The organism is Bowmanella yangjiangensis (assembly GCF_017255015.1).
Classification (GTDB): Bacteria; Pseudomonadota; Gammaproteobacteria; order Enterobacterales; family Alteromonadaceae; genus Bowmanella; species Bowmanella yangjiangensis.
In genome coordinates, this window is record NZ_JAFKCS010000002.1 from 135,593 (window position 1) to 153,045 (window position 17,453).

Consider the following 17,453-nt stretch of genomic DNA (forward strand, 5'->3'; position numbering starts at 1 on the left):
GATGTCCACCACTTCCTCTGTACTGGGGCGCCATGACTGGAGTGCCAGGCTGCTAAAGCGCCAGTACTTTATTTATTACATGTTCATTCTGGTGCTGGCGGGCTTTGCCCTGTTCTTAAATGACACGGGCTTTTTAAGCCCCAGCAATTTTATGAATATTATCCGCCAGACGGCACCTATAACCATTATGGCCGTGGGCCTGAGTTTTGCGCTGGCGGTGGGGCATATTGATTTATCTATCGGCTCGGTGGTGGCGCTGAGTGCCATAGTCGGGGCGATTTTGTTGCAGTATGTGGGCATGCCTTTGGCCGTGGCCGGTGCTTTGCTAACCGGCGTATTGGTTGGCCTGATTAACGGCTTACTGATTGAGCGGCTGCGTGTTTCTTCATTACTTATCACTTTGGGCACTATGGGGGTGATCACCGGCATTACCCGCCAGGTCAGTAACCTTGAATCCATTCCTGTTATCGATCCTATGTTCAGGGCCCTGTTTGGTAATGGTGAGTTTCTGGGTATTCCCGGCTTACTGTGGTGGACGATAATCTTCGCCCTTATCGGCTATCTGGTGATGAACAAATTAGTGTTTGGTCGACATCTGCTGGCGGTGGGCGGTAGCCCTGATGCAGCAAGAGCCATGGGTATTCGTATCGAAAATGTGCGTATCAAAGCGCTGGTGGTGTGCTCCTTATGTGCCGCTATCGCCGGTCTGCTGTACGCCGGTCGCTTGGCTGGTGCCCGTTATACCTTAGGGGAAGCTGACTTGCTGACCGTGATTGCCGCCGTGGCCATTGGTGGTGCCAGCCTGTTTGGAGGACGGGTCAGCATTATTGGCGCGGTCATCGGTTCCTGGCTGATGGGCATGATAAACAACGGCTTGATCCTTTCCGGTTTTTCTACTGACGAACAAATGATCACCCGTGGTCTGATTTTAATCACCGCTGTGGCCATTGGTGCCAGGGAGGCAAGAAATGGTTAGAAATGCATTAAGCCAGACTATTCTGGAAGTTAAAGGTATCACCAAACGTTTTGGCGGAGTTGAAGCCCTGCGTGGAGTGAGCTTTAAAGTCAATAAAGGTGAAGTGGTTGGTCTGTTGGGCGACAACGGTGCCGGCAAATCCACCTTGGTCAGGTGTATATCCGGGATTCATCCACCCGATGAAGGGGACATTCTGATTGCCGATAAACCAGTCAGGTTTAACTCACCCATGGACGCCAGAAACGCGGGGGTGGAAACCGTGTTTCAGGACCTGGCCATCGTGCCCGAATTTGATGTGGTGCAGAACCTTTATCTGAATCGTGAGATCCGTTCATCTAATCCGCTGCTGCGCTGGATTGGCTGGCTGGATACCAAGGCCATGACCAAACGTAGTCAGAAATCCCTGAATCGTCTGAATAGCCGGATCCCAAGCCTGAGTGAAAAGATCATTAATCTTTCCGGTGGGCAGCGCCAGGCTGTGGCTATTGCCCGGGCGGTCAGCTGGGGTGCGGAAGTAGTGATTATGGATGAACCGACCGCCGCCTTGGGCGTTGAGCAAAGTGCTCAGGTTAATGAACTGATTAAGTTAATCAGTTCACAGGGGGTGGCTGTGGTACTGATTAGCCACAATATGCAGCATGTGATGGATACCTGTGACCGGGCCGTAGTGCTTTATCAAGGCCGCTGCAGTGCAGACGTGGCCATTGCCGATGTGGACAAGAACGATTTGGTGTCGCTGATTACCGGTGCCTCTGGATTGCAATTGGCTGAGTCGGCATAAAAGGAGCAAAGGATATGCAGCGTAATATCAAACAGCTTATCGACGCCATGAGCTTGGAGGAAAAAGTCGGGCAACTCTTTGTACTGGCTTTCGCCGGCCAGGATAAAGACTATGCCAGCTATCTGGTCAGAGAGCGCCATGTGGGGGGCTTCTATCTCACCGACGATAATGCTGCCACGCTGGAGCAGGCAAGCGCATTAGCCAGTCATCTGCAACATGTGGCCAGTCTTCGTACTTGTGATGCGCCCTTATTGCTGGCAGTGGATCAGGAAGGTGCCTGGGGTATTTTGACTAAGTACCTGGATCTTGGACCAGGTAATCTGGCTTTGGGCAAAGCTGATGACGACACCCTGACCCGTGAGGTCTATCAGATGTTCGCCCGGCAAATAGGGGCCCTCGGCTATAACTGTATTCTGGGTCCTTGCGCAGACGTTAATGCTAACCCGGATAATCCTATTATTGGTCAGCGCAGCTTTGGTGAGCGGCCTGAGGCCGTAAGCCTTCAGGTCAAAGCGGCGGTTAAGGGGCTGCATCAAGGCGGTGTACTGGCCTGTGCCAAACATTTTCCCGGTCACGGTGATACCGCCGAAGACAGCCATCAAACCTTACCAGTGGTGGATAAGCCGCTAGAACACTTAATAAATGAGGATCTCGCGCCTTTTCAGGCCGCAGTGGACAGCGGTGTCGATTTGGTCATGACCAGCCATATCCGCTTCCCCCAGCTGGATGCGGCTAAGCCTGCTACCTTGTCGAGTGCTATTCTCACGGATTTGCTAAAACAGCAAATGGGCTTCAATGGCATCATTATTACCGACAGTATGAATATGTGGGCGATGCGTCGCCAATACGATCCGGTGGAAGCGGTTCTGATGGCTCTGGAGGCTGGAGCACACCTAATTATGTTGTCAGAAGAGCACTACGAGAATCAGACAACTGACTATAAGGCCATACAGCAAGCGACTTTGGATGGGGTGGTTGCAGCGTTTAAAACGGGCCGACTGAGCGAGTCTGTACTAAACAGCCGCCTGGGTGACGCACTGACATTGCGCTATCAGAAGCTGCAAAAACCTCCTGCTGCTATTGGGCAAGAACAGGACGCAGCCTTGTCTTTGCTGGCCGCACAGAAGGCCATCAGGCAGCTTCGTGCCCAAACCCCACTGCCACCGCCGCACCAGCCTTGCTACTTTATTCCATTGGCAGACCCTGCCAACCAGGAGCTGTTGGTGAACAGCCGTGGGATTGGTCCCAATGATCCCCGTGCAGCCAGCACTGAGTTGTATAGTGCGCTGCAAGCTAAACGACCAAATCAGTTGATTCCGGTGAGTTTCACGCAGTTTCAGGCATTTTTGCATGCCCCTGACGGACGCTTCGCCGACAAGCCTATTTTTGCCGTTTGGGAAGATTACCCCTTACCAGGTGAAGATTTTGACCCTGAGCAAAGACAGAGACTGACTCAGTTAATCACGCTGTATCCGGACAACCTGCATTTGTTGTTGTTAGGTCCGGATTACCCGCTCCGCCATTTCTCTGATGTGCAAAGTTGTATCTGCACTTACTCAAGTCGCTGGGTGTCAGCCCAGGCCCTGGCTGAGTTTTTAATAACCCATCATTAACTTTTTTAACAAAGAGTTGACATTAGTCTAAATGATGGATAAATAATAAGTAAAATTGAATGACATATCTTTCAACACCAGATAGCAATTACTACGAGAGGAAAGGGAACATGAACAGATCACTTAGCCGCTTGACTCTGGCCATTCTGGCCGGCTGTTGCGCCTTACCCGTTACCGCCCAGGAAACTGCCGCTGCTGGCGCTCAGGGGGCTGACAATACCGAAGTTATTCAAGTCCGCGGAATTCGCGGAAGCCTTACCCAGGCGCTAGCTACCAAACGTATGTCCGATTCTGTTTTGGACAGCGTGTCGGCTGAAGACATCGGCGATTTCCCTGACAAAAATATCGGTGATGCCTTGCAACGTATTCCAGGTGTCACGGTTTCAAGAACTTATGGAGAAGTCGACGGCGTTAATATCCGTGGTACAGCGCCCGAACACAGTTTATTGCTGCTTAATGGGCAAAATGTGGCGACCGTCGGTTGGTTTGATAACGATCCTTTCACCCGTAGTTTTAACTTTGAAATGGTTTCAGCCGAGCAAATTTCAGGAATGGATGTATATAAGTCAACTGAAGCGCAGGTTAACGAAGGCGCGATGGGCGGCACTATCAATCTGAAGACCCGCAAGCCTTTAGAGATGAATGCGTTTACTGTGTTTGGTTCAGTAGAAGCCAGTCACAATACCAACACAGATGGTTGGGAACCCAGCCTTTCCGGTCTGATTAGTTGGAAAGATGACGATGAGCGATTTGGCGTCCTGGTTGCGCATTCTATTGAGAAAAACAATGTAGCAAGGGAAACCCAGAGTACTTTTGGTGGTGCCATACCATGGACTGGCGGCAATCTTCCTGAAGTCCCAAATACCGAAGGGGATCATCCAACCGTACCACTTGGTTTTGCCAGCATTCTGTTTGATGAGAAGCGCGAAAGAACCAGCTCACAAGTGTCCCTGCAGTTTCAGGCAACAGACAAATTACTTTTCTCCGCTGACTACAACCGATTTGAACTAGATAACCCACACGTCAATACCGCTATTTTCAATTTTATGCACGTTAACGGCATTATTGATGCGGATAGCGAAGTTTATAACGACCAGGGGGTATTGGTTGCTGCCCACAGCAGAACCCGAGATCTTGATGGTTATTCTGTGCCTTTATTCAACAATACCGTTGTTAGAACGCCGAATATGGTGTCGGATGTAATTAACCTGACCATGGACTATGAGGCTGAAAATTGGGAGCTGTCCGGTGTGATCGGGCGTTCAAAAGCCAAATCCCGAGGTAAACAATCCAGTGTATGGTTCGCTGACACGGTAAATAAAGATAGGGCTGGTGTCAGTTGGGATATTCGGGATGTGCATAAGTTCAAACCTGATCATCCCGAAGTATTATTGGATCACAATGCCATGAATCTCTTTATGGAGTTCACTTATCTGAACAACGTGAGAGACCATAAAATTGATTACTATCAACTGGACCATAAATATCATTTAGATGCCTTCGGTTTAACCAGCATTGAATCTGGAGTGAAATACCAGGAACAAAAATTCAGTGCGTGGCAAGAAAATATGCACGACGGGCTGCTTGCCAAAGCTGAGGCCGATGGAATCAATATGGATGATTTCAATGGTGGTAAGGTTACCGGCATTTTAAGTGAAGTATCAGGTGCTGACACCCTGACAGATTTTGCCGTAATTGATGATAGGGTACTTGCTTATGGCGAAGCGAATAAAAGCGCCATGTCAATTGATAAGTACTTTGTTATTAACGAAGACATTACTTCAGCTTACGTAAAGGGTAATTTCGAAGGTGAAAACTACCGTGGGAATATCGGCTTTCGTTGGGTTGATACTGAAGTAAGTTCCAATAATTTAACCCTGAGTCAAGATACAAGTTATACGAACTTTCTGCCAAGTTTGAACCTTGTTTATGATCTTCAGGATGATTTGCTATTGCGTTTTGCTGCCAGTAAATCTGTTTCAAGGCCACAGTATGAACAAATGAAAATGGCCAGCAAGATTGAAGTGCATCAAAAGACCGCAAGCATTGGTAACCCTGATATTGAACCATACAAATCTAATCAATATGACTTGGGATTGGAATGGTATTTCAATGAGTCATCAATTATTAGTGCAACATATTTTAAGAAAGATATTAGTGATTATATTGAGACGACCGAAGAGCTAGAATCAATTCAAGGGTGTGAAGGATGTCTGGTAACGCGCTATAGGAATGCAGGCGATGCCAAAGTTAATGGTATTGAATTGCAATATCAACAGGATTTTGGCAACGGATTTGGCTTCGTTGCTAACTACACCTACACAGACAGTGAGCTGAATAGCGTCAACACAGGAAAAGGGCCTTTGTACGGCGTTTCTGAGAATTCTTATAACCTTTCAGCTTATTATGAAAACGACATCATAAGTGCTCGAATAGCTTATAACGCACGCGATGAATGGCGTCAAAACTATAATGGTCAAGTTGGCACTGCTGAACCCTTTAATTCAGTCGATGCATCCGTAGTCTGGCATGTGACAGACCAGATTGATATTTCTCTGGAAGGTGTGAATTTGTTTAACGAAGTAAGACAAATATACCGTCCGGATTATGGATATATGCATTCAGTTGACCAATTTGGTGCGCGTTACTTTATTGGCGCTAGCTATAAAATGTAAATAAATAAAAGCACAGTCTTGTCAGACTGTGCTTTTTAATTTTGGCATGCATGAATTTAATTGTGCTTATTCTTAAAAAATCGGTTTTACGAGGTTAAAGATGAAAAGATACGGAAATTATTTATCGGCTTTATTGTTATCTCTTTCGGCTGCTTATGCTATGAGCACAACAGCAGCAGAGTGGCGCAATATCCAGAGTATGGGAGTCGGGGAAGCGTAAGCCAGAGCGTCATACCCGTCAATGGTTTCAGGGAGTGTGCAGTATACCGGCCCTATCTGTCGCGCTGATGGGATGTTCCCCTGGCTTTGGTATTGCAGTGGTAGCGCATACTTTAATTAAGCTTGATGAAATAGCTTTGGTTTTATTTTTAAAAGACTCACTGAAAAGAGTCTAAGAAATTAATGGAATTACCCATTTTTACTTTCACATATTTCGTAGTGGCCAGGGAGTTTCCTGGCCTGAAAATGCCGGGTGAGTTCCCACCCAGTTTTAAGAGATGAGGTGCAGTAGCTGTCGGTCTCATACCATCACTAACCAGAGGATCGGATATGAAATTGAGATTGTCTTTGCTGGCCGCCTGTTGTGCGGTATCTGTCAGCGCACAAGCCAACAATGGTGGCATTCAGGACTTCCTGGATGCATTACGTAACTTTGAATCAGGCATTAACCCCAATCTGGCAGATTTCTATCTGCAGAATTTGAATAATCCTGTTTATACCTACGCGCAAGTATCAGCGCCGGGCAAGATGGTGCGAGACTGTACCACAGGCAGTATGATCCCGGAGCCAACCACTATCAGTGAGTTTTTCACCAAATTAGGAGTAGATGGCTACTACAATTCGCAAACGCCTTATGACGCACAAATGTACCGCAATATGCAGTACAACTCGCTAAATGCCTGGGGCTTTGTGGGCTATCAGTTAGGTGAAGCGCTACTTATTGACACCGGTTACTACAGCCCGGTGACCAAAGTGGTTAATGGTGTTGAGTACGACAGTTTCTATATCTTCGTGGATGACAGCAACTGGATTGGTTGCCAGACCGAAGCCTTGGTCGAGGTGGTGGGCTCTGGTGGTAACAAGGTGGTGGCTACTTCCCTGAATAACTGGGAAGGCACTTTTATTGGTAAAAACGGTATTAACTCCTTTGCTGATTTACGTATTCCTGAGAAGCAGGAATTGGTGATGCGCGATGCCATGCGTTTTAATTACAACGTTATGTCCCAGCTACTCGAAGACGCCAACATGACCTGGGCCCAGGCGCTAGCGAAAAGCTGGCCGGATACCGATGATAACGGTAATCCGATACAAGTGCAGGCCACTATGTCGGGTTTACTGGCAGCAGCTCACCTACGCGGTGCCTGGGGAACCGGTGCGCTGCTGACTAACGACCAGATTACCTGTGATGAATTGGGTACTTGTATCACCAAGTACGTGCATAAGTTTGGTGGTTTCAATACCTTATTCGATACACCCGCTACCGAAACCATCCAAGGTTCCAGCTACGATGAAACCCTGTCAGCTGGTTGGGGTAATGACACAGTGATTACCGGTGGTGGCGTGGATACGCTGCTACTTAATGAACAGTCTGGCTCGGCGGTAACGGTGAATGACTTTACCCTGGGAGAAGATTTGATCGTCTTGCGTGATTGGGCTGATCCTGCACCTTTATCAAATCTGGTGGTATCAGATACCACCGACGGAGCGCTACTGTCCTTCTCTTCTCAATCTGTGTTGCTCAAAGGCGCTGCGGCGGCTCAAGTGAATGCCAATACCTCCGCCGTCATTGTGCAGTCCAAGGTTTACACCATGGCGTGGAGCGGCACACAGGTCGCAAACAATTTCAATCCAGCAGTAGATAAGATCCGTGGTACGGCGGGCATAGGCTTTAAGCATCTTAAAGCCTATGAGAGCAACGGTTCCTTATTCGTTGGTGTGCAGGCCGCAGACGGAGGCATTTACAGCTATGTAGAGATGCCAGGATTGGGTCTGGCTGACTTAAATGTTGGCATGTTTGACAATATGACCGGCAGCTTTGATCGGCTGGGCTACGTTGTATCGCTTGGGTGGCAAACCTGGGGATGGAATATGGTGGTTACTGTGGATACCTTCTTCCCGGCCAAAACGGAAATCAGCCTGGGCGTATTCCAATATAGCTTCAGCCAATTGCAGTTGACACAAAGTGGCGCAGACACGGTGTTATCACTGACGCCTGCGGCGGCTGGCGGCAATAATAAGCAGTTGATACTCAAGAATACCCTAGTCTCAGATCTAAGTGCTGCCAACTTCTCCGGTGTATCTGGCAATTTCAGCGATATCACCATAGATAATCCGGTGTACTTTGATATTTCAGCCAGTGTTTCTGGGGGAAACGGTAGCATCAGCCCGGCTCCGGTCGGCGGCGTTATCAGTGCACAGGGTGGGCAGAATTTCACTCTGACCTTTGTGCCTGATAGTGGTTATACCGTCGATACCATCACCGTGGATGGCGTCGCTGTTGCCGCAGCCTCAAGCTATACCTTCAATAACCTGAATGCCGCCCATTCCTTGGTGGTAACGTTCAAGGTTGGTACCACCGGGCCAACTTGTCCGGCTGCATGGGATCCGGGCGCTGTTTATACCGGTGGAATGCAAGCTACCTATAACGGCGTGATATACGAGGCCAAGTGGTGGTCGCAGAATAATCTGCCAACCGCGGGCGACCCCTGGAAAGTCATCGGGCCTTGTAGCTAAGGCTTGTCGGCACTGGGGAAGTTCCTCCAGTGCTACTTTCCATCTTTGAATGAATTTACGATAGGTCAAACCGGCCGGGACTGGCCCTCTCGTCCCGGCTGGTTTATTTACTTTGTGGCAATGGTTTGAGATTCAAACCTGACAGTCTGTCTCGCAGCTTATGCATAAAGGCAAGATCAGGATCTGTCTTATGAGTCAGGTAGTTATCGTCCTTCTCTTTCCACAATGCCGTGCCTTTAAACTGCTGATATTCGCTGTGTCCTATCACATAGTCGATAGGGTATTTGGCCGCCAGGTATTGGATAAGCTTAGCATTGGCGTCTAACTGGGCATCTGTCATCGGCAAGGTTTTGCCATCGGCAATATTTTCAATGCCAATCGCCGTATAGTTAAGGCCTATGACGTGGCGTGCCATGGTAGTTTCTGGCAGAAATTGGTAGATAGTGCCGTCTCTGTCGATAACAAATTGACTGGATACATTCAGGGCTCCCCCGGCTTTGATGCCGTCCCGGTGTGAAGGCAATACGGCTGGGTTGAATGCGTCGAAGGTTTTTTCCAGCGTTGGAATGACCGTCCAATGTACTACCACCATAGTGGGATTAATGGTCGGTTCGTCTTGTTCGATACCATAACGTTCTTGCATATACTGCAAAGTCAGCGCTTTACGTTGCTGATCAAAAATAATCGGCTTTTGCACAATCTCGATGTCTGTGGCGTGCTTTTGTGGCACGCACGCTGTCAAACTGATTGCGCACAAACTAAGTAGTAACTTTCTCATATATTTCTCCTGATGTGGGACACACATTAAGTCCTTGTTGCCCCAGAAGCGAGACGTAGCGGGATTCACAATAAGACAGGCGCATATTGTTGCCAATATGCGCCTTGATTATCGGAAGGTCTCAATTAAAAAGTATGGGTAAAGCCCGCATACAGAACGCGACCTCGCACGTCATGAGTTGTCGCATCGTATCCAGGACGTACGCCATCGCCCAGGCTGGGAGGTGCTTTATCAAACAAGTTATTCACTCCTAAATTCAGCAAAGTACTACCAGCGCTGGACTCGAAGGTGTAGGAATACTTGAGATCTACTGAAGTGAAAGCGCCAATTTTATCGTTTTCCTCAGCGGTCAGATCATTGTCGTAGTTGCTAATGTAGCGCACTGATACATTGACCGCGTGATTGTTCAGTTTCCAACTGGCCCTAGTGTTAGCTCTTATTTGTGGCATCGCGCTGAAGGCGTTGGAGCTATTATAACTGCCTGCGCCGTCAATTGCTGGCTGACCGTCGATAGCGACAACATCAAAAGTAGCCACATAGGTGCTATCAAATCCTAAGTTTAATCCACCATATTCCGCCAAATCCATGTCGTAGTTGGCGCTGAAATCAAAGCCGTTGGTTTCAACCGAGCCTGTATTGATGTAGTTCAGGGTAATCTCGCGTAGTTGACCTTCCGCCGAACGATTGATGCGTGGATCATCTTTAGGTTTGCCGCCTTGAGGAACGCCTGCACATTGTGCATTTACTATGCCCGTGGCACTGGAATCCTGAGCAACCAGGTCACTGTAATCAAAAGACCAGAAGTCGGCCTTCATCATCAGATTCTTGGTCGGCTGATAAACTAACCCCAGATTCCAGCTCTTGGCTTTGCTTGGCTCAAGGGCGTCGCTGCCCTTGGTTGTGATATACACGTAGTTGCTGACACCCGTTGGATGACAAACCGGCACGCCATTTTGTACAGACACAGGATCATCAATATAGGCGCCACCTAATGTTTCGCCGGTTTGCAGGTTAGTTGGTGCCTGGAAGGAGGTACCGAATGAGCTACGTAAGGTCCATTGGTCGTTGATATTCCACTTCACCGCTATCTTAGGATCCAGTGTAGAGCCCGCCGTATCATAATCTTCGTAGCGCAGTGCGGTTTGTACTTCTACATCTTCATGTACAGGGACAAACAATTCGGCAAATACGGCAAATACGTTAGTGTCACCGGCGATGGAGGCTGATGGGGTGGAGCCAAAGCCCAGCCCTTTTGCAGACAAGCTATCCGGCGTGTACTGGTAGTCTTCATAACGGTACTGAGTACCGATGGCCAAGCCAACAGTGCCTGCATCCATTTCGAACAAGTCGCCACTGGCAATAGCTTCAACGACTTGCTGTTCACTGTAGGTCTCGTCAACAAATGAATGTAGCACGGCTGCCAGTTCTTCTTCGCTGTTGCCGGCCACAGAAGTACCATCCTTAGGTGAAACTAAACCTGGATTGGAAATGGCAGTACCAAAAGGATTAAACAGACCATCCAATACCGCATCGTTAAAGGTCGTGCTGGATACTCCCAGATGAGTGGTCTCGGTGCGTTTGCCTACGGCATACACGTAGGAGGTGTTCAACGTCCAGGTTTCGCTGATATCGGCTTCAAAACCGGCTACCGCACGATAGTAATCGAAGTCGATATCCAGCGCATTGTTGATGCCACTTGAAGAATCCCCTGTGGTATAGACGCCGAAAGGACGAGACTTAGCGACAACATCGATGGCCTGATGGACATTATTGTCCCAGTTGGCCGGATCAATGTAGGTCAGACCGTCACCGGCTTCGTTCAACACAAAGAAGTTAAAGGGGTGGTCAGCTGGCACAAAAGTACTGCCGCCTTTGACCAGGCCGTTTGAGTAAAACGGAGCGCCTAATATGGCTTTGACTTTATTGCGGGAGAAACTGAATTCACCATAAGCCTTAACAGAGTCGGTCACGTCGTAAGCAAACTCACTGAAAACCTGAAAGCGGTTTTCGGCGGGTAATATTGCCAATTGATCAATAAAGCTGGTTTTACATACGCCACCCTGCAATACCCCACCTGCGGCCTCACAGTCGGGATCGGCAATCACTGATCCGGTGGGAGTAATTACGCCGTTTGCATCGGTTTGTGCTAGCTGGTAAGACCCCGGAGAACCGGTTGACGACAAAAATTTGGAATCATAAATATTGCCATTACCGCCAACCCGTTCATTGATGAAATCGAAATCGGAGCGATAGCTGCGAGTCTGTCCTGTTAGTGTGGCATACAGATTAAATTGGCCGCGCTCATTAGCAGCCCCTGTGACCAGGTTGATGTCATAGGCATCGTTAACGGCATCCTGGTAGCGACCTGACACTTCCAAACCCTCAAAGCCTTGACGGGTAATAATGTTGGCAACGCCAGCAACAGCTTGGGAGCCATAAGTGGAAGAGGCGCCGTCGGTTAGAAATTCGATGCGCTCAATCATCGCCAGAGGCAACTGGTTAATATCAAAAAACTGGTTACCTAAAGTAGTTGCCACCGGCGCAATGCCAGCGCGACGACCGTTTATCAGGGTTAGGGTGGAGCCTGGGCCCAAGCCGCGAATATTAAATTGCGAAGTACCGGCAAGTTGCGCGTTTTCGTTGGTAAACAAAGAGCCCGAGTTAATGGTGAGATTGTTGGCAACATCAATCATGTTTTGTGCGCCAGAATTCTCAATCAGCGTTTTGTCAAAGACCGTGACCGGCATGCTTTCTTCCAGGTCAGCTCGCTTGATCAATGAACCAGTTACGGCTATCCGCTCAATGCTCTTCGCTGGCTCTTCTGATGCGTAAGCTGCTGGTGACGCTGACAAAATGGCACTGATGGCCAGATAAAGGGGTAGGGGAGACGTCGAAAACTGTTTCATTTATACAAATCCTATTGTTAACAGATTTGTAAAATATTTTATTTTTGACAGAAATATTTCAATGAATAAATGATTCTTGTGGGCGAAAGGATTGTTATAGGTAAAACTGTTGACTTTTTACTCAATCTATAGTTTTGACTAATGCATGCCAGGACCTGCGATGTTGCAGTAATGCCTTGCTAAGTGTTTGAAGTGCAGTGAAATGTGGCGTCCCCACCAGGAATCGAACCTAGATCTAGCCCTTAGGAGGGGCTCGTTTTATCCATTAAACTATGGGGACTAAAGCGTAGGAAACCGCAACGCTCAGGCTGGGCATTATTACCTATGGTTGCGGTGAAGAAAACCCTTAGCGCTTGGATACAAAATCGTTTGGCTGAATATTGGCCAGTGGTGCGCCATTAGCCGACTCCAGTAAGGCGTAATCTTGCTGTACTTGTGTGACTATCACTTCCACCGGATGCAGAAAATATTGATAGTGTGGGTGGCCAAGGGGGTCCATAAATTGATTGAGCTTAAATACACGTAGCTTATCTCCGCGGTTCACGCCTTGATGCTGACCCATATTAATGGTGAGTTGTTCATTGCTGACTTTCAGCACTCTGCCGTTGGCTGGCAGGCAAGATACTTCCTCATCTACACGTTGGGCGACTGACGTAAGCAGGTCACTTACTGCCATACCATAGCTGGACTGCCAAAATTGCTGACTCTCAGGTTGAATGCTGTCGTGAAGACTAAATTGCCAGGGGGCGCTGGTATGGAATTGCTCTTGCATTAATACTTCCCCTGTCATCCCTTCCACCAAGGTTACCTGTAGAGCAAATTGCCGCTCAATGGTCGTGTCACGCCAAAACGTGAGTGCGCCTGGCGTGTTCTGCTGATGGCTAAGATCGGTGATTTCTGCCAGAAGTGCCAATTGTCCGCCACTGCGCTTGGTCAGTCCCATGGCCTGAGCCGCTGGATGGAGATCTGGTGTCAGATAAAAATTCTGTATGGCATCGACTTGTACATGTCGGCTCGATAATGAAAAGGCACGACTCAGCTGTTTAGGTAAGGCTTTGCCTAAGTCAAATACCTCACCTAAGGTGGCTTGGCGCTTATCTTTGATAGGGAACCAACTGGTCACCAGACTTTTACGATAGTCGGCACCTGAACATTGCGCTTCTTCTGGGAAAATATCGGCGCGAATCGATACGGTGACGATATCGTCCTGATAAACCTCGTTGACAAGCTCAACCCTATCCACCTCTCCACCAGCACGGATTTCGAAACGGTCATCTTGCAACAAACCATTGGCCAGCTTTTGTACTGAACTCACTCTGGCGCCAGCGAACATCAAGGCTTGCTTGATTGCTTCCTGAGTGGCCAATTGTCTGGCCTGCTGCTTATCGCCCTGCACAATCACAGCCTGACCAGTGGCTTCAAACCAAATCGCCTGACTAGCAGGGCTTAGCAATATTGATATCAGCACGAAAAACCGTTTCACAGGACTACCCTTATAAGCTAAATGCCAAGTGGTTAAGCACAAAACGTACCGTTTTATTACAGCAAAACTTTGACGCCTAGAATGCGGTACGTATTTTGCTTTATCTATTGCACATATATAGGGAGCAGCCCTTCACTGCTTTTTCGTTAGAGGTGACTATATGCGAGTTCTGGGATATTGCCTGTTGCTGGGGATGTTGACGGGGTGTTCTACATTTTATGATAAGCAAGTTGAATGGGAGTATATTGAGCCCGAAAGTTATCCCCTGTTAAAAGCAGTTGGCTACGCGCCCATTGCCGCGCAACAAGGTAGTTCAGACACCGTCAAAATGTTGCAGGCCATCAAAGCGTCTAAGCTCGATGCCTATCGTGAATTGGCGGAGCAGGTCTATGGTCAGCGTTTGTCCGGTCAGCAGAATTTGTCTAATCTGGTATTGGAAAACGCACAGTTGCGCTCTTCGGTGGATGGAGTAATTCGTGGCGCCAGAGTAATTAAAAGCTACGCGGTGGATGAAGATACCTATGCCACTGAGTTAGAACTTGATATGCGCAAGGTGCATGATATCTATCTTAGTGTGGCTAAACCAAAGCGTATTAAAGAGGTGAAATATTACTGAGGCTTGTTGGGGTTAAATGACGCGCTGGTTAAGTCGCCAAGTAATTTGCCTAGGCGCTAATACCGCTGCCCCGACTGCCTGAATGCTTTTTGCCTGCTTTGTCATAGGTCAGGCTTTCTTTAGCGCGAGATTCAACTATCAGATTACGCAAGTGTTCAAGGCGAAGTTGACCTTGTTCCACGGCGGTAGCGTTAATTTGCGTTCGGTATTGGCAGTCTTTGACCAGGTCAATAATCTGTTCTTTGAGGGTGGTTTGCTGTTCGGTTAGTTCGCTTGGTAGTAGGGTTGAAAGTTGCTCATCCTGCTGTTGAATTTGCTCCAACAAAACTTCTTTTTCTTTAACTAAGCTAATTAAGGCTTCAGCATCGCGGCTGCTGATCTGTTGTAACTCTGTGTCTAATAAAAGCAGTAGGCGCGCCAGAGCGTCCTTTTGCTGATTTAATAGCTCAAGACTTCTCTGCGTAGACACTTAGGACTTGATCCCAAACAGCTCGGATTCCAACTTGGCAATTTTTTGTGCCAATACTTCAGGATTCACTTTGTACTCACCAGACTGAATGGCACGCTTCAGGCGATCCACTTTTTCCTGATTAACCGGCGCGTCATTACCTTTCTTCTGCACCTGTGCCAACTGCTGAGCAGATTGTGTCAAAGACACGGAATCCTGCCTGGGAGCCGTTGTTTGTGCCTTGGCTTCACTCGCCTGGGCGGCCGCTTGGTTTTGCGCCTGCTGCTGTTGATTGAGCTTTTGGCTGTCTACCTGCGGCTTGTTCAAATTACCATTGATATTGTTAATCGACATGCTCACATCCACTACCTGATAAACCTCTGCTTACGTTATCGGCAGATGCTAGGGTTACTTTAGCAAATTATTTCAACCGGCTCACCTGTTGGGAACAGTTGCCAATTGTTTATCGACACAGTTGCTGAAAATTTGAGCCAAACAGCATGATACATGACTAAATTCCCACTGCAACTTCCCCCGCACTAAGAACGCGGGCGTTAATTTGTTTCTCGGAGGCGCGATTTTTAATTAGTATGGTATCGCCGACGTTACCATCCTGTAGAGCTATACCCGAGGTTTTAATCTGCAACCCTGCGGCATTGGCTCTGATCACTATGCTATCTCCCTTACAGACATAGCATAGCTGCGAGGGTTCAAGTGGCTGTCCAGCGCGCAAGCGGCGTTTGCTTCGGGCACCTGCGAGATCACTAATATTGGCAAACGTACTGCTGTGCAACTGGCCAAGTTCCATCTGAATGACTTCAAGCTGAGATTCGTCCAGCAATGTGCCGGGGGAAACCGGCACTTTGGTCACCACAACAGCTTGGGTTTGGCGAACTTTAACCATCACATATAAAAACCAGTTAGATGAGACACAACTTACGCGGACTGTGACATTAGACTGAGACAGACTATTTTCGCTAGCCTGAGCTATAAAAGGTTCATCACACTGAGGGATTTGTAAGCGTTCATCTACAGTCGCAGCTTCCACATCCAATTGACTGGCATCAGGACTTAACAGAGTAAGACGTTCCAGAACATATTGTCTGGCCGTGTCGCTGACTTGCTGATGTGGTGATGCAATAGTCGGCGCTTCGGCTAAAACGCCGACACTTTTTAGGGTTAGTAGCAAAAAAATCAATATTCTCATAACTCTAGCTGAATTAATCATGTTTACTTCAGGCCACTTTGGCTATGCTTAAAGACAAATTCTAGTAACATAGGGTCTGGGCATTGAAACCGTATGTGTGTCCGCTACCCGTTAAGCTTATTGACGGAAGCAATATATACGCAGGTTTTTAAGCCGAAGGGTTGATGACAACTTGCTGGGGATGAAAACACCTCGGCATGTCAAAAATCAGTCGGCTAAAGGCCTAATTCGAGCCTTGTAAGGCAACCTATGCGCAATTGAATGACTTATCGCAAGTATTGTGCCTGAATTGATTCATCACTGAGGTGTTTTATGGCGGGAATCTTAGATTCGGTAAACCAGCGTACACAACTGGTTGGGCAAAACAGGCTGGAGCTGCTGCTATTTAAGTTACGTGGGCGACAGCGATTTGGTATCAATGTGTTCAAGGTACGGGAAGTTTTGCAGTGTCCTCCCTTGACGGCTATGCCAAAGCTTAACAAGTTTGTGCGTGGTGTTGCGCACATTCGTGGGCAAACTATTTCAGTGATTGACTTAAGCTTAGCCACCGGCGGTAAACCTATCGAAGACATTAGCAAGTGCTTTATTATCATTGCTGAATACAACAGGTCGGTGCAGGGATTCCTGGTGAATTCCGTTGAGCGGATCATCAATATCAACTGGGATTCTATTTTGCCGCCGCCCAAAGGGGCGGGGCGCGCCAGTTATTTGACGGCAGTCACCGAAGTTGACAACGAGCTGGTTGAAATTCTGGATGTTGAGAAAATACTCAACGAAATTTCGCCGCTGAAAACCGATGTTAGCGCGGAGGTGATTGCCGGATTGGATGTATCCGCGGTTCAGGATAAGCTTATTTTTGTTGCCGACGACTCCTCTGTCGCACGTAATCAGGTAGTAAAAGCATTGACAAGCTTAGGGCTGAAAATTGAAACGGCCAAAAATGGCATGGAGGCTTTGATTCGTTTGCGTGAGCTGGCCGAAGATACTGGCAACGTGACTGATCGTGTAGGCGTCTTGGTGTCAGATATTGAGATGCCAGAAATGGATGGCTACACTTTGACTGCAGAAATCAAAAACTCCCCCGAGCTGAAAGACCTTCATGTGATTCTGCATACCTCACTGAGTGGGGTATTTAATCAGGCAATGGTAAAGAAGGTTGGAGCAGACGATTTTATCGCTAAGTTCCATCCAGACGAATTGGCCAACTCGGTCAAGAAATGGTTAGGTCTTGAATAAT

General features: G+C 48.0%; 13 protein-coding genes and 1 tRNA gene. 7 read left to right on the top strand and 7 right to left on the bottom strand.

Annotated features, from left to right (window positions below):
• Position 1 precedes the first annotated feature (1 nt).
• The 5 genes from J0A65_RS03030 (at position 2) to J0A65_RS03050 (ending at position 8,778) form a co-directional block, all read left to right on the top strand.
• The gene (locus tag J0A65_RS03030) at positions 2-976 is read left to right on the top strand and encodes an ABC transporter permease (RefSeq protein ID WP_206592649.1); all 975 of its coding nucleotides are present in this window, start codon (positions 2-4) and stop codon (positions 974-976) included.
• Complete coding sequence (locus J0A65_RS03035; RefSeq protein WP_206592650.1) at positions 969-1,757, top strand: ATP-binding cassette domain-containing protein; 789 nt, start codon at positions 969-971, stop codon at positions 1,755-1,757. The genes J0A65_RS03030 and J0A65_RS03035 overlap by 8 nt, the downstream gene beginning before the upstream one ends.
• A gap of 14 nt (positions 1,758-1,771) precedes the next feature.
• Positions 1,772-3,370: a glycoside hydrolase family 3 protein gene (locus tag J0A65_RS03040; RefSeq protein WP_206592651.1), complete on the top strand. Its 1,599-nt coding sequence runs from the start codon at positions 1,772-1,774 to the stop codon at positions 3,368-3,370.
• Positions 3,371-3,480: 110 nt separating this feature from the next.
• The gene (locus J0A65_RS03045) at positions 3,481-6,045 is read left to right on the top strand and encodes a TonB-dependent receptor (RefSeq protein WP_206592652.1); all 2,565 of its coding nucleotides are present in this window, start codon (positions 3,481-3,483) and stop codon (positions 6,043-6,045) included.
• Positions 6,046-6,594: 549 nt separating this feature from the next.
• Positions 6,595-8,778 (top strand): carbohydrate-binding protein, encoded by a 2,184-nt coding sequence (locus J0A65_RS03050; protein ID WP_206592653.1) that lies wholly within the window; start codon positions 6,595-6,597, stop codon positions 8,776-8,778.
• Between the two features lie 103 nt (positions 8,779-8,881).
• Here J0A65_RS03050 and J0A65_RS03055 read toward each other — a convergent pair whose 3' ends face one another.
• The 4 genes from J0A65_RS03055 to J0A65_RS03070 all read right to left on the bottom strand — a co-directional run bounded on the left by J0A65_RS03055 (position 8,882) and on the right by J0A65_RS03070 (position 13,945).
• Complete coding sequence (locus J0A65_RS03055) at positions 8,882-9,556, bottom strand: N-acetylmuramoyl-L-alanine amidase (RefSeq protein ID WP_206592654.1); 675 nt, start codon at positions 9,554-9,556, stop codon at positions 8,882-8,884.
• A 125-nt stretch (positions 9,557-9,681) separates the two neighbouring features.
• Entirely contained in the window at positions 9,682-12,462 is a 2,781-nt protein-coding gene (locus J0A65_RS03060) for a TonB-dependent receptor domain-containing protein (RefSeq protein WP_206592655.1), read from the bottom strand.
• 205 nt (positions 12,463-12,667) lie between these two features.
• A tRNA-Arg gene (locus J0A65_RS03065) sits at positions 12,668-12,742 on the bottom strand.
• Positions 12,743-12,808: 66 nt separating this feature from the next.
• Positions 12,809-13,945, bottom strand: a complete 1,137-nt coding sequence (locus tag J0A65_RS03070; RefSeq protein WP_206592656.1) for a flagella assembly protein FlgT — start codon at positions 13,943-13,945, stop codon at positions 12,809-12,811.
• Between the two features lie 160 nt (positions 13,946-14,105).
• Here J0A65_RS03070 and J0A65_RS03075 point away from each other — a divergent pair, with 160 nt between their 5' ends.
• Positions 14,106-14,561 carry an LPP20 family lipoprotein gene (locus J0A65_RS03075; protein ID WP_206592657.1) on the top strand — a complete coding sequence of 152 codons (456 nt, stop codon included), beginning with the start codon at positions 14,106-14,108 and terminating at the stop codon, positions 14,559-14,561.
• Between the two features lie 49 nt (positions 14,562-14,610).
• Here the strand turns inward: J0A65_RS03075 and flgN are convergent, their stop codons facing one another.
• The 3 genes from flgN to flgA form a co-directional block, all read right to left on the bottom strand.
• A complete protein-coding gene (flgN, locus tag J0A65_RS03080) occupies positions 14,611-15,030 on the bottom strand; it encodes a flagellar export chaperone FlgN (protein WP_206592658.1) in 420 nt (139 codons plus the stop codon).
• Complete coding sequence (gene flgM / locus J0A65_RS03085; protein WP_206592659.1) at positions 15,031-15,363, bottom strand: flagellar biosynthesis anti-sigma factor FlgM; 333 nt, start codon at positions 15,361-15,363, stop codon at positions 15,031-15,033.
• A gap of 157 nt (positions 15,364-15,520) precedes the next feature.
• Positions 15,521-16,216: a flagellar basal body P-ring formation chaperone FlgA gene (gene flgA / locus J0A65_RS03090; RefSeq protein ID WP_206592660.1), complete on the bottom strand. Its 696-nt coding sequence runs from the start codon at positions 16,214-16,216 to the stop codon at positions 15,521-15,523.
• Between the two features lie 312 nt (positions 16,217-16,528).
• On the opposite strand from flgA, the gene J0A65_RS03095 reads away from it, so the two are divergent.
• Positions 16,529-17,452, top strand: a complete 924-nt coding sequence (locus J0A65_RS03095; RefSeq protein WP_206592661.1) for a chemotaxis protein CheV — start codon at positions 16,529-16,531, stop codon at positions 17,450-17,452.
• Position 17,453 lies beyond the last annotated feature (1 nt).